This is a genomic window from Pseudoclavibacter helvolus, from assembly GCF_049707175.1.
GTDB classification, from domain to species: Bacteria; Actinomycetota; Actinomycetes; order Actinomycetales; family Microbacteriaceae; genus Pseudoclavibacter; species Pseudoclavibacter helvolus_A.
Map to the genome: position 1 here is coordinate 279,091 of NZ_JBNAFM010000001.1, position 12,944 is coordinate 292,034.

12 protein-coding genes are annotated in these 12,944 nt (G+C 68.0%); 1 reads left to right on the plus strand and 11 read right to left on the minus strand.

Features of this window, described 5'->3' with window-relative positions:
• Window positions 1-266: 266 nt before the first annotated feature.
• From ACPYN9_RS01525 to glmS, 8 genes are all read right to left on the minus strand, one after another.
• Window positions 267-917 carry a DUF4190 domain-containing protein gene (locus ACPYN9_RS01525; protein ID WP_424463300.1) on the minus strand — a complete coding sequence of 217 codons (651 nt, stop codon included), beginning with the start codon at window positions 915-917 and terminating at the stop codon, window positions 267-269.
• Window positions 918-1,042: 125 nt separating this feature from the next.
• Window positions 1,043-1,582 carry a hypothetical protein gene (locus ACPYN9_RS01530; RefSeq protein ID WP_424463301.1) on the minus strand — a complete coding sequence of 180 codons (540 nt, stop codon included), beginning with the start codon at window positions 1,580-1,582 and terminating at the stop codon, window positions 1,043-1,045.
• Window positions 1,583-1,598: 16 nt separating this feature from the next.
• Window positions 1,599-3,167, minus strand: coding sequence for a tRNA (adenosine(37)-N6)-threonylcarbamoyltransferase complex transferase subunit TsaD (gene tsaD / locus ACPYN9_RS01535; protein ID WP_424463303.1), 1,569 nt, complete (start codon window positions 3,165-3,167; stop codon window positions 1,599-1,601).
• A complete protein-coding gene (gene tsaB / locus ACPYN9_RS01540; RefSeq protein ID WP_424463305.1) occupies window positions 3,167-3,775 on the minus strand; it encodes a tRNA (adenosine(37)-N6)-threonylcarbamoyltransferase complex dimerization subunit type 1 TsaB in 609 nt (202 codons plus the stop codon). Before tsaB ends, tsaD begins: the two co-directional genes overlap by 1 nt.
• Window positions 3,776-3,785: 10 nt before the next feature.
• Complete coding sequence (tsaE, locus tag ACPYN9_RS01545; RefSeq protein ID WP_424463359.1) at window positions 3,786-4,331, minus strand: tRNA (adenosine(37)-N6)-threonylcarbamoyltransferase complex ATPase subunit type 1 TsaE; 546 nt, start codon at window positions 4,329-4,331, stop codon at window positions 3,786-3,788.
• Between the two features lie 66 nt (window positions 4,332-4,397).
• Window positions 4,398-6,323 (minus strand): alanine racemase, encoded by a 1,926-nt coding sequence (locus ACPYN9_RS01550; protein WP_424463307.1) that lies wholly within the window; start codon window positions 6,321-6,323, stop codon window positions 4,398-4,400.
• A complete protein-coding gene (locus ACPYN9_RS01555; RefSeq protein ID WP_424463309.1) occupies window positions 6,320-6,694 on the minus strand; it encodes a holo-ACP synthase in 375 nt (124 codons plus the stop codon). The genes ACPYN9_RS01550 and ACPYN9_RS01555 overlap by 4 nt, the downstream gene beginning before the upstream one ends.
• 6 nt (window positions 6,695-6,700) lie before the next feature.
• Window positions 6,701-8,551, minus strand: coding sequence for a glutamine--fructose-6-phosphate transaminase (isomerizing) (glmS, locus tag ACPYN9_RS01560; protein WP_424463311.1), 1,851 nt, complete (start codon window positions 8,549-8,551; stop codon window positions 6,701-6,703).
• 60 nt (window positions 8,552-8,611) lie between these two features.
• Between glmS and coaA the strand changes: the two genes are divergently transcribed.
• Window positions 8,612-9,562, plus strand: a complete 951-nt coding sequence (coaA, locus tag ACPYN9_RS01565) for a type I pantothenate kinase (protein ID WP_424463312.1) — start codon at window positions 8,612-8,614, stop codon at window positions 9,560-9,562.
• Window positions 9,563-9,755: 193 nt separating this feature from the next.
• On the opposite strand, the gene ACPYN9_RS01570 is transcribed toward coaA, so the two are convergent.
• Genes ACPYN9_RS01570 through ACPYN9_RS01580 form a run of 3 tightly spaced genes read right to left on the minus strand, consistent with a single transcriptional unit; the run spans window position 9,756 to window position 12,899 of the window.
• Window positions 9,756-10,895, minus strand: coding sequence for a mannitol-1-phosphate 5-dehydrogenase (locus tag ACPYN9_RS01570; RefSeq protein ID WP_424463314.1), 1,140 nt, complete (start codon window positions 10,893-10,895; stop codon window positions 9,756-9,758).
• The gene (locus ACPYN9_RS01575) at window positions 10,895-11,329 is read right to left on the minus strand and encodes a PTS sugar transporter subunit IIA (RefSeq protein ID WP_424463316.1); all 435 of its coding nucleotides are present in this window, start codon (window positions 11,327-11,329) and stop codon (window positions 10,895-10,897) included. The genes ACPYN9_RS01570 and ACPYN9_RS01575 overlap by 1 nt, the downstream gene beginning before the upstream one ends.
• Before the next feature lie 40 nt (window positions 11,330-11,369).
• A complete protein-coding gene (locus ACPYN9_RS01580; RefSeq protein WP_424463318.1) occupies window positions 11,370-12,899 on the minus strand; it encodes a PTS mannitol transporter subunit IICB in 1,530 nt (509 codons plus the stop codon).
• Window positions 12,900-12,944: the final 45 nt, after the last annotated feature.

Here is a 12,944-nt window from a genome sequence, read left to right on the forward strand (position 1 = left end):
CGACGGACTCCGCCGGGGGTGTGTACGCGGCGGGCGCCTCGTACTTCGGAGCAGTGCTTCCGTCTTCCGGGAGCTTGGGCTGGTCACCTGGGGTTGCGTTGCTGTCGCTCATTGCGAAGCTCCTTCCGGTTCGCCGGTCTCGCGGCGGTCGTGGCGGGGTGTTCACGTGCGTGGAGCAAGGGGGACGGCGCCGCCTTGGCGTTCGCCATTCCCTAGGTTCCCAGGGTTTGACTGGGAACCGTCACACAAGGTTCGCGGAATGCCGCTCAGTACGAGCTGAAACCGCCGAGCAGACCGATTCCGCCGAAGAACAGCAGGGCGAGGACGATGAGGAGCAGGAGCCCGAAGACCGAGATGAATCCGAGCACGATGGAGGTCACGGCGAGCGCACGCCCGCGGGGTTCCCGGCGGAGCGCGATGAATCCGCAGACGATGCCCGCAATGCCGACCATCCACCACACGAACTGGAGCACTGGGATGAGGGCCACCAGGAACGAGCCGCCGCTGAGGCACAGGGCGACGATGCTGAGGGTGAGCGCTCCGGGCGTGGAGGGGCGTTGTGCCGTGTACGGGGCCTGCACGTACGGAGTGACGGGATACGCGAGATGCTGCGGGGATGCGCCCGCCGCGGCCGAGGCGTGCCCCGGATACGCCTGCGCTGCGGGCGTTGGCCCGAGAGCCGGTGCACCGGTGGCTGGGGTGCCGGGCATCGGGGTGCCGGGCGTCGGGGTGCCGGGCGTCGAGGTGCCGGGTGTCGAGAAGCCCGGGGTCGCGAACAGCGGCGCTGGCCGGCCGACGTCGTGGCGCTCGGGTTCAGGCGCGCCCGCGCGTGCATCCCGGGCCTCGTCCGAGGGACGCGAGCCGACGTTCGGGGCGGTGTTCCGCTCGACGGGGCCTTCTGGCGATGACCAGGTCATGTCCGCTCCTTTCTACGCAGGGGACTGTGATGCTCCAACGGTACGGCGACAGGCTTGGGGTGACGTCATCCCGGTGGCCACGGATCCGTCATCCCGGAGGATGACACTTCCCAGACCGTGCAGGGCTATCCGAGTGCGAAGGCGAACCCGATACAACCGACGACAACCACAATGGCAAGCCCCAGGGCGACGCCCCAGCCGCGATGACGACGCGCGAGCGCCGCGAGCAGCACCGAGACCGCCCCGAGGCTCGCCCCGAGATACAGGGGCCAGAGGGGCGACGGCTCGACCGTGACCGAGAGTGCGACGGCGAGGACCAGGGCGACGGCAGAAAGAAGCAGAGATGAAATGAGACCGGCTCTGCTCAGGCCGAGCCCCGCGGCGGCGGGAGCGGCGGATGCGGAGCGAGCAGAGTCGGTCGCTGCGGCCCGGACGTGGGCGTCAGCTTCGGCGTCGGCGTCGGCGAGATCGCGCCCGGCGCTGACGTCGTCGGTCGTCGCCACAGCCGTCTCGGACTCCGAATGCGCGGGGGCGTCACCCGGGTGCGGGCGCGGGGTGAGCGCCGAGTACGCCGCGTTGCTGGTGTCGTCGACCGGGCTCCGATTAATCGGCGGCAGCTCCACGGGTTTGCGCGGCGGCAGCTTCGGCTCGTCTGGCGTGGTCATGCGTCCTCCCCCTGGTTCAGGCATCCTGCGGCGTCTGCGGCACCTGCGGCGTCGCAACCGGAAGCGTCGAATCCGCGGCGAAGTCGAGCGTCGCCGGCTTCGAGCCTGCGGCGACGAGCATCGCTCCAACGGCGGCGATCATGGCCCCGTTGTCGGTGCACAGGCGGAGCGGCGGGATGCGCAGCTCAATACCGGCCGCCGCACAGCGTTCCTCCGCGAGCGCTCGCACTCGCGCGTTGGCTGCGACGCCCCCGCCGAGAACGAGGCGGGGCACACCGAGCGCCGTGCAGGCGGCGACCGCCTTCGCGGTGAGCACGTCAGCCACGGCCTCTCGAAAGCTCGCGGCCACATCCGCGACCGGCACCTGCTCGCCCGCGTCTTCCTTCGCCTCCACCCATCGAGCGACGGCGGTCTTCAGCCCCGAGAACGAGAAGTCGTAGCGGTGCTTCTCGAGATCCTTCGGCTTGGTGAGGCCGCGTGGGAACCGGATGGCCTTCGGGTCGCCGCCAGCCGCCGCCTTATCGATCTCGGGGCCACCCGGATACGGCAGCCGCAGGAGGCGGGCGACCTTGTCGAAGGCCTCTCCCGCCGCGTCGTCGATGGTCTCGCCGAGCAGCTCGAAGTCGTCGACGAGGTCGCGCACATGCAGCAGCGAGGTGTGACCCCCGGAGACGAGCAGGGCGACCGCGGGCAGCTCGAGCTGACCGACATCATCCCGCAGCACATCGGCTGCGACGTGGCCGACCAGGTGGTTGACCGCATACAGCGGCACGCCCGTGGCGACGTGCAGCGCCTTTGCCGCCGCGGTCCCCACCATGAGCGCACCGGCCAGCCCCGGCCCCTGCGTGACCGCGATCGCGTCGAGCTCCTCGAGGGTGACGCCGGCCGTCTCGAGCGCGGCGGCGATCGTCGGCACGATTGCGTCAGCGTGAGCCCGTGCCGCGATTTCCGGGACGACCCCGCCGAAGATGGCGTGCTCGTCCATCGACGAGGCGACCTCGTTCGCGAGCAGCTGCCGCCCCCGCACGATGCCGACCCCGGTCTCGTCGCACGACGACTCGATGCCGAGCACGAGCGGCTCTCTCCGAGCCACAGCCGCAACCCGCGCTTCCGCAGAATCCCGGACCCCGGGCAGCTGTCCACGCATCACGATCGCATCCACACCCTCTCTTGGGTAGTACTTCGGGCGCCGCCCGATCTCCTCGAAACCGAGTCCTGAGTAGAGGGCACGCGCAGCGCCGCCATTCTCGCGCACCTCGAGGAAGACCTGCTTCGCGCCTCGCGCCTCAGCCCACGCGAATAGCTCGGCGAGCATCCGCGTCGCCCAGCCCCCGCGGCGCAGACGCTCATCGACGGCGATCGTCTGCACGTCGGCTTCTCCCCCGCCCTGCAGGGCCATGACACCAGCGGCCGCGAGGATCTCACCGGTCGCCGTGTCCTCGACGACCACATATCTCGTGTGCTCGCTCCTGACCTCACCCGCGAGCATCGACGGAGACCACGGGTCGAGCGGAAACGCCGCCTCATCGAGACGCACCATCGCAGGGATGTCGTCGTCCAACGCATCCCGCAGCTTCGCGATCATCAGCCGGTCACTCGCTTCGGACCGTTGGACGGCACCGCGTCTGCCCCACGCAGGTACACGATCGAGTTCTGCTCAGCGTCCAGCCCCTGCACCTCCCGATCCAGCCAGGCGAGCGCCAGGTGCGCTGCGGAGATCGTCCTCGTGTCGAAGCGGTGCTCAGAGGCCGGAACCGCGTCCGGCCTGTGCAACTCACACGACGAGGCGACCAGCAGGCCCGGCTCGTAGCGCGAGCAGGCCAGCTCACCGCGCCGAGCATCCGTTGTCACCAGCAGGTCGCCAGCCGACTCGGGATGCGCGGCGCGCCACTCGTGCGCCGCCGCGTCGTGGCTCGGCATGGGGATGAAGCGCGCACCGCGCGCAAACGCGAACGTGCGGGCAGCTGCGACGCCCACCCGGAGCCCCGTGAACGGACCGGGCCCCATACCCCCGATGACCTGCGTGACGTGTTGGGGCGAGAGCCCAGCGTCGTCGAGCACCTCCGCGATCGCCGTGCCGACGACCTCCGCGTGATGGCGGCTGTCCGCGCTGCGGCGCTCTGCGAGCACCCGGCCATGCGGGGTGACGATCGCGACATCGGTGCCCGCTGACGTATCGATCGCTAAGAGCATGCGAGCGATTCTACGCGGCGGAGGCGCCGAACTCTGCCCGAAGCGCCTCCACGAGCGACGCCAGGAGCGGACGATTCCAGGCCCCGGTCGCCGTGAGCGTGAGCCGGCGCGGATCGATCGGTTCCTCGTCGTCCTCCGCAACGTCGTCGACATCGCCGACGGAGCCTGCCGCTAACCCAGACGGTTCCAACGCGCGCGACGACGTGGCGGTCGATCGGTCGATCGTGACCTCCAGCCACCGGTCCGTGATGAGCGGAACGGCCTCGCGCCCCCACTCGACCACCGTCACGCTCGAAGCCAAATCGAGTCCCAGGTCGTCGAGTTCGGCGGGATCGCCGAGGCGATACGCATCCACGTGAATGAGCTCGGGACCGCCAACCAGCGACGGGTGCGTGCGAGCGAGCACAAACGTCGGGCTCGTCACGGGACCGCGGACACCGAGAGCGGCACCGAGGCCCCGCGCGAACGTCGTCTTGCCCGCGCCGAGCGGCCCGGTCAGCACCAGCACGTCGCCAGCGAACAGCCGGCCGCCAATGAGCTCTCCAGCCCGAACCATGTCGTCCGGAGTCGACAGGTCAACCACGGCACTCGACGTCAGTTCACTCTCCACTCGCACCACCAATCATTCCGCGCCACCCTCACGGCGCACGACACGAGGCCCGAAGGCCGCCACGAACGCCTGCGGCTCCACACCAGCCCACGACGCCCACTCGCGCACGTGGATATCGCGAGGCTCCGCACCGAAAATCGAAACAGGCATGCCGATCCACGCCTCCTGGTCCTGCAGGTCAATCACCACCTGGTCCATCGCGACCCGCCCGACGATGGGTCTCCGCTCGCCACCGATGACAACCTCAGCGCGGCCGGCGACGCTCCGCGGAATCGCGTCGGCATAACCGAGCGGCACCAGCCCGAGCGTGGTCGCCTCCTCAGCGACCCAGTCGTAGCCGTAGGAGACGCCGTGCCCCGCAGTCACACGCTTCACGTGCACCAGCTCAGACGCGAGCGAGACGGTGACGCGCGCATTCGGGTCGTCGAATCCGTACACCGCGCGGCTGCGAGCATCACCGGCCCGTTCCCGGTCGACCAGTGCGCGCTCGCGCGCCGCTCCCCCGAGACGCTCGAGATCGGCGCTCCGAGCCACCAACGGAAGGAGTCCGTACTCCAGGGCCAGCCCAGCCACGAGCTCCGCGCCGTGCCCATAGGCATCAGCCGACACGTCCACGCTGAAAGTGCGCGCAGCGTGACGCGCGCCCATGCCCGCCGCGAGGGCCTCCGCCCGCGCGGCCGCGCGCTCACCCATGCGCGAGCGCAGCAACTCCACATCGATCGCGAGCTCGCGACGGGGCGCGAGCACCAGCCCGCCGTCCTCGGTCCCCCGTCGGTCAGCGAGCAGGCCAGGCGCCAGCTCGCTGACGGCCTCCATGTCCGTCGTGCCGGTGCCGGTGCCGGTGGTGCCGGTGCCTGTTCCTGTTCCGGTGAAGCGACGAGGGATGCGCGAGCTGAGGCGCGTCACCACCTCGTAGTTGATGGTGCCCGCAGCCGCGGCCCAGTCGTCCGCACTGGAAGAACGCGCCGTGTCGATGACGGCCAACCGGGGCGCGTCCGCGTCGTCGCCGAGGCGAACGGTCTCCGCGGTGCCACCCTCGTGCGGCTCGACCCGCGTTTCCAGGGCTCCAACCGAGACGACGCGCCACCGGCCTCCGTTGCTGTCCGCAAGCTCCAGGGCCCCCGCCGCCACGGGAGGCAGGCCGTCTGCCTGGCCGATGTCCACCCGGAAGCCCTCGAGGTCCTCCCGCAACGGCGCGCTCAACGAGAGCGCCGGCTGCAGCGACGCCGGGCATTCCACGCCCGCGGCAAACGGCGACAGCCCATAGAGCGAGACCCCGAGCCGCACCAGATCGAAGCGCGCCTGCGGCAGCGACATCGACCCCGCGGTCGCCGCGAGATGGCGAACCGTCACGTCGAGTCCGCTGCGGCCCGCGAGCTCAAGCGCATGCTCGAACGACGCCAGCTGGGCGAGGTCAGCCTGCTCACCGGCCCCCGCGAGGTGGCTGAACAGGCCCTCGAGACGGATGAGGCCACGACGCTCGAGCTCAGCCGCCTTCGTGAACGCAGACTCCCACTCGATCGCGCTGATGCCATTGCGGCCGAGTCCCGTATCGAGCTTCAGGTGTACAACCACCGAGCGGTCCGAATGCTCCAGCCGTCCGAGACCGATATCCAGCAGCTCGAGCTGCGCGAGCGAGGAAATGCCGAGCTCGATCTCCGCGTCCAACGCGGCCAGCCAGTCGGTGCGAGCCCCGTGCATCCACGTCAGAATCGGGGCCGTGACCCCGGCCGATCGAAGCGCGAGCGCCTCACGAAGATCGACGACCCCGAGGCGAACCGCACCGCCATCAAGCGCCGCCCTCGCAACCTCCACCGCGCCGTGACCGTACCCGTTGGCCTTGACGACCGCGAGCAGCGGGGTCTCCGTCAGCGACGCGATCGCTCGAACGTTGCCCTGCACCGCGTCGAGGTCGACGTCGATGCGCGGCCCGCTCACGCGGACGCTCCCGCGGGATGCGCGCGCTCGGCGATGACAAACGCAGTCGCCGTTGTCCGCTCGTGCGTCAGCGAGAGATGCAGGCGATCGACACCAACGGCATCGAGGTGGGACCGGAGCGCAGGCGTCACGGCGAACTCCGGCCGACCGGCCGGACCGCTCTCCACCTCGAAGTCGAGGAAGCTGAGCGAGCCGATGCCGCCGAGCGCCTTCACCGCGGCCTCACGCGCCGCGAAGCGCGCACCGAGCGACGCAAGCGACCGCTCGCGCTCGGCCGGGGTGAAGAACCGTTCACGCAGCCGCGGCGCACGCTGCAGAGCTCGCGCGAACCGCGCGAGCTCCACAGTGTCGACTCCGATCCCGAAGATCACTCGGTGCTACTCGACGGTGACGGACTTCGCCAGGTTGCGAGGCTGGTCCACGTCGAGCCCCTTCGCCGTCGCGAGCTCAATCGCGAAGATCTGCAGCGGCACGACCGCGAGCAGCGGCTCGAAGAACGGGTCGGTCGGCGGAACCGCGATGACCTCGTCAGAGTACGGAAGCACCGCCGCGTCTCCCACCTCGCAGATCGCGAGCACCCGGGCACCGCGCGCGCGGATCTCCTGGATGTTCGAGACGATCTTCGGGTGCAGCGTGTCATCGTGACGCGGGCTCGGGACGATAACAAACACCGGCTGACCGGGCTCGATCAGCGCAATCGGACCGTGCTTGAGCTCGCCAGCCGCGAAGCCCTCCGCGTGGATGTACGCGATCTCCTTCAGCTTCAACGCACCCTCGAGCGCGATCGGGTACCCGACGTTCCGACCCAGGTACAGCACCGAGCGGGTGTCCGCCATCCAGTTCGCCAGCTCGTGGATACGCTCACGCACCCCGAGCACCGTGCGCACCTTCTCAGGAATCGTCTGGAACTCCGTCAACAGCTCCTCGCGACGCTCCGCCTCCATCGTGCCGCGAACAGTCGCCACATAAATGCCCAGCAGGTACAGGGCCGTGATCTGCGCAAGGAACGCCTTCGTCGACGCGACCGCAACCTCGGGACCCGCATGCGTGTACACAACCGCATCCGACTCACGCGGAATCGTGGCACCCTGCGTGTTGCAGATCGACAGCGTCTTCGCGCCACGCGACATCGCGTACCGCACCGCCATGAGCGTGTCCATCGTCTCGCCCGACTGGCTCATCGACACGATCAGCGTGCGCTCATCGAGCACCGGATCCCGGTAGCGGAACTCGTGCGCGAGCTCCACCTGCACAGGCACCCGCGCCCACTTCTCCATCGCGTACGCGCCGACCTGCGCCGAATACGCAGCCGTGCCACACGCAACGATGATGATGCGATTGATGTCGTTAAAGAACTCATCCCCGAGCCCATCCAGATCCGGCAGGTGCACCCGACCCTCGACAATACGACCGCGAAGCGTGTTCGCCACCGCCTCCGGGTCCTCATCGATCTCCTTGGCCATGAAGCTCGGCCAGCCGCCCTTCTCCGCAGCAGACGCATCCCACGACACCTCGAACGCCTCCGCCGTCGCCGGCTCACCATCGAACGTCGTGATCTGGACCGAATCGGGACGCACGAGCACAATCTGCTCCTGCCCCACCGCCAACGCGCGCGGCGTGTACTCCACGAACGCCGCGACATCCGAACCCAGGAAGTTCTCCCCCTCGCCCAAGCCGATGACCAACGGCGAGTTCAAGCGCGCACCGACCACAAGGCCAGGCTCGCTCGCATGCACCGCCAACAACGTGAACGCCCCCTCGAGACGACGGACCACCGAGCGGAACGCGTGCTCCAGGCTCCCCACCTCGCGATACATGTGCCCGATCATCACCGCCGCGACCTCGGTATCGGTCTCCGACGAGAACGTGTACCCCAGCTCGACCAGCTCCGCCTTCAGCTCAGCGAAGTTCTCAATGATGCCGTTGTGGATGACCGCCAGCTTCCCGTCATCCGCGAGATGCGGATGCGCGTTCGCATCCGTCGGCCCACCATGCGTCGCCCACCTCGTGTGACCAATGCCCGTGTGACCATCCCGCATCGGAACACGCTCAAGGTCCTCACGCAGCACCTTCAGCTTGCCCGCACGCTTCCGCGTATCGATCTTCCCCTCATCATCGATGACCGCGACACCCGCGGAGTCGTACCCCCGGTACTCGAGTCTTGCGAGGCCGCCCATCAGGATGTCAAGGCTCTCGCGTGGACCAACGTAACCAACAATTCCGCACATACGGGCCATCATAGGGGCACCGATCAACCGGGGTCGGCCACGGCAGTAGACTCGCCTTCTATGTCCGCAACTGGTCAGATGCCGCGCAGCGGAGGAGACTCGCCCTTCGTCGAGATCCTCCGCCAGGACTGGGCAGACCTCGCACCTTCCACGCCGATGTCGCTCGACGAATCGGACCTCATCAGGCTTCGCGGGCTCGGCGACCACCTCGACCTCGACGAGGTCCGCGACGTCTACGTCCCGCTGTCGAGGCTCATCAACCTCTACGTGTCGAACGCACGTTCCCTGCACCGCGCGACGAGCGGCTTCCTCGGCGAGCGCAGCGCATCCACCCCGTTCGTCATAGGCGTCGCGGGATCGGTCGCTGTGGGCAAGTCGACGGTGTCGCGACTCCTCCGTGAGCTCCTGCGACGCTGGGAGGACACACCGCGGGTCGAACTAGTCACCACCGACGGCTTCCTCTACCCCAACGCGGAACTCGAACGCCGCGGACTCATGGAGCGCAAAGGATTCCCCGAGTCGTACGACCAGCGTGCCCTCCTCCGCTTCATCACCAAGGTCAAGAGCGGCGCTCCCGAGGCTCGCGCTCCCTTCTACTCGCACCTCAGCTACGACATCGTCCCCGATGCCGAGATCGTCGTGAACCAGCCAGACGTGCTCATCGTGGAAGGCCTGAACGTCCTGCAGCCCCCGCGGGCGCATTCGCTCGCGGTAAGCGACATGTTCGACTTCTCCATCTACGTCGACGCCCGCTCCGAAGACATCTCGCGCTGGTACGAGCAACGGTTCCTGTCGCTGCAACGCGGCGCCTTCACCAACCCTCGCTCGTACTTCCGTCGCTTCGCCGACCTCAGCACCGAGGAGGCGCTCGAGCACGCGCGCAGCATCTGGTCGCGCATCAACGGCCCGAACCTGCGCGAGAACGTCATGCCGACCCGGTCACGCGCGCAGCTCGTGCTGCGGAAGGCGAGCGACCACACCGTGCGCAGCGTCCTCCTCCGCAAGGTCTGATCCCACCCAACCGACCTCGCCCCGGACCGCCGATTCCGCATGGGTTCCCCACATTCAGATGGGTGCGACCCCTACGGAAGCGCGAACACCATGCGGCGCGGCGCGGCGCGGCGACGTACGCACGGCGTCCAGACAGCAAGGAGCCCCTCCCGAGGTATCTCGGGAGGGGCTCCTTGGTGCTTGGCGCGGACGCCTAGGCGGCAGAACGAGCGGCTTGAGCCTGTTCGACTTCCGCGACGACCGCGGTGAAGAGCGCCCCGCTCTCGAGGCCGGTGACCTCGCGAGTGAACGTCTCCGCGTCGAGCGTTGCGAGCTTCTGCTGCAGCTCGACGCTTTCCTGGTCGGCATCGAAGTCGAACCGCAGGGCAGCCCCGATCGCCCGAACCAGCGCGTCGTAGGACAGACCCGCCGCGGCCGCCTCCGACGCTGGGCGCACGAAGCGCTCCTTCGCCGAGAGCTTGCGCAGCGGCTGGCGGCCGACGCGGGCAGGCTGATCGGGCAGGTCCCTGTTGGCGAACCGCGAGAGCGTCGTTGCGACGTACTTCGCGTGCTCGTCCTCGGGGAACCCGAACTGCGACACGAGCACTCGACTCGTCTCGCCGAGCACGGCCTCGACCTCGGCCTTGACTGCCGGAAGCGCGAGCGCGTCCTGCATGTTCGAGGCGCCTGCGACGAAGCCGTGGTAGGCGATCGTCGCGTGCCCGGTGTTGACCGTGAAGAGCTTGCGCTCGATGTACGACTCGAGGTCGTCCACGAAGTGCGCGGACGGGATGCTCGGCTCGGCGCCGTCGAACGGCGTCCGGTCGATCGTCCACTCGAAGAAGTCCTCGACGGTGACGTCGACGCCCTCGACGGACTGCTCAGGAACGATGCGATCGACTGCGGTGTTCGCGAAGACCGCGCGGTCTGCGAGCTCCTCCGCGCCGTCGAGCACCAGGCTCTTGAGCGTGTCGGATGCGCCGATCGCGTTCTCGCACGCCATCACCGCGAGCTTCGGTGCGTCCGCCGCGCGGGCGGCGAGGCCCTTGCGGATGACCGGTGCGATGAATCGCAGCACGTTCGGCCCGACGGCGCACGTGACGATGTCGGCAGTCGCAATCTCCTGCACGACCTCGTCCTCGTGCGTCGCCGAGTTGATCGCCCTGAAGCGATCGACGACGTGGCTCCTGGCGGCGGGCCCGACCTCGTGCACCGTGTAGGTGTCGACTGCCTGGAGCGCGCTGATCAGCTCGGCGTTGACGTCGGCGTAGACGACCTCGTACCCGGCTTCATGCAGGACCAGCCCGATGAACCCGCGCCCGATGTTGCCCGCTCCGATGTGAACTGCCTTCATTACTCGTTCACGTCCCCGAGGAGCTGTGCGAGCTCTTCCGGCGTCTCCGCCTTCAGGAGGGCTTCCACGTTGTCCTCGTCGCTGAACACGATGGCGACGCTCGAGAGGATCTCGAGGTGGCCCCCGTCCTTACCGGCGATACCGATGACGAAGCGGGTCTCGTTTCCGCCCCAGTCGATCGGCTCGTCGTAGCGCACCACCGACAGCGCCGAGCCCAGGATGGTGTCCTTGGCCTCGTTGGTGCCGTGCGGGATAGCGAGGTAGTTGCCCATGAACGTCGAGACGCTCTGCTCGCGGTCGTGCATCGCCTGGATGTAGTCCTGCGTCACGGCGCCGGCCGCGACGAGCAGCTCACCCGCCTCCGTGATGGCTTCCTCGCGCGTTCGCGCGGTTCCGCTGAGTCGGATGCTGTCAAGGCTCAGTACGTCTGCCACTTCAGGGTTCCTTTCGTTGGGTGTTCGATGCTCCAGCAGCTCAGCTGTTGGAGAGTCGAGCCACGACTTCCTCGTAGCGGGGGCTGTTCATGAAGTTTTCCACGGAGACGTGGATGGCTTCTGGGGACTTGAGCTTGGCCCGCTCGGTGAGGTCCTGGTGGGTGACGATCAGGTCCGGCGTGTTGTCGAGGTTCGCGATGGAGACGTTCTTCACCGTCACGCCCTCAATTCCAGCCTTCTTGATCTTGTTGCGGAGCACAGAGGCACCCATCGCGCTTGATCCCATTCCGGCGTCGCAGGCGAACACGATGTTCGTGATCTGTCGCGTGTCGGTGCTGAGACCGCCGGCTGCCTGCGTGGCGAGACCCGAGAGCGCGTCGGACTTCTTGCCCTTGTTCGCTTCGGTCTGCGCGACTGCGTCGGCGAAGCTGTTCGCTCCCGCTGCCTCAGCGGCGAGGTCCTTCTTGCGCGAGGCGAGGAGGATGGCTGCCGCAATGGCGAACGTGACCGCTGCCGAGAGGATGACGGACAGGATGACGCCGATGTGGCTTCCCTGCGCCGTCATGATCAGGATCGCGAAGATCGATCCGGGCGATGCGGGAGCGACGAGACCGGAGCCGAAGATGACGTTCGTGAGAACGCCCGTCGCGCCGCCGCCGATGACAGCAAGGATCAGAGCGGGCTTTGCGAGCACATACGGGAAGTAGATCTCGTGGATGCCGCCGAGGAACTGGATGATGACTGCACCGGGAGCACTGGCGCGAGCGACGCCCACCCCGAAGAAGCAGAAGGCCAGGAGGAGACCCAGACCGGGGCCGGGGTTCGCCTCGAGCAGGAACAGGATGCTCTTGCCGGCTTCCTCCGACTGCGCGACACCCAGGGGCGTGAGCACGCCCTGGTTGATCGCGTTGTTGAGGAAGAGGATCTTAGCCGGCTCGATGAGCACGCTGGCGAGCGGAAGAAGACCTGCTTCGACGAGGAAGTCGACACCCTCACCGAGGCGCTCGGTGAGCCAGGTGATGACCGGCGCGATCGCGAAGAAGCCTGCGAGTGCCAGGAGCATCGCAAGGATTCCGGCTGAGAAGTTGTTGACGAGCATCTCGAATCCGGCGCGGATCTTGCCGTCCCAAATGCTGTCGACCTTCTTCATGACCCATGCTGCGAGCGGACCCATGATCATGGCACCGATGAACATCGGGATTCCCGCACCGACGATGACACCCATCGTCGCGATGGCACCAACGACGCCACCGCGGGTGTCGTACACCATCTTGCCGCCCTGGAAGGCGATGAGCAGCGGCAGGAGGTAGGTGATCATCGGGCCGACGAGACCCGTCGGAGCCTCACCGTCTTCGGTGAGCGCCCAACCGCCGAGCTGCGACCAGACCTCGGCACCGCCGGGGAACAGCTCGTTCAGCCATCCGGTCTTGATGAAGAGGGTAGTGATGAGGCCCCAGGCGATGAACGCCGGGATGTTCGGCATGACCATGCCGGAAAGGAAGGCACCGAAGCGCTGGACCCCAACGCGGGCGCCCTTCTGCTGGGTTGCCGTAGTGGCTTCTGCAGTCATTGTTGCTCCAAGCAATCCCCATGCGCGGGGATAGGAGGGGAATCG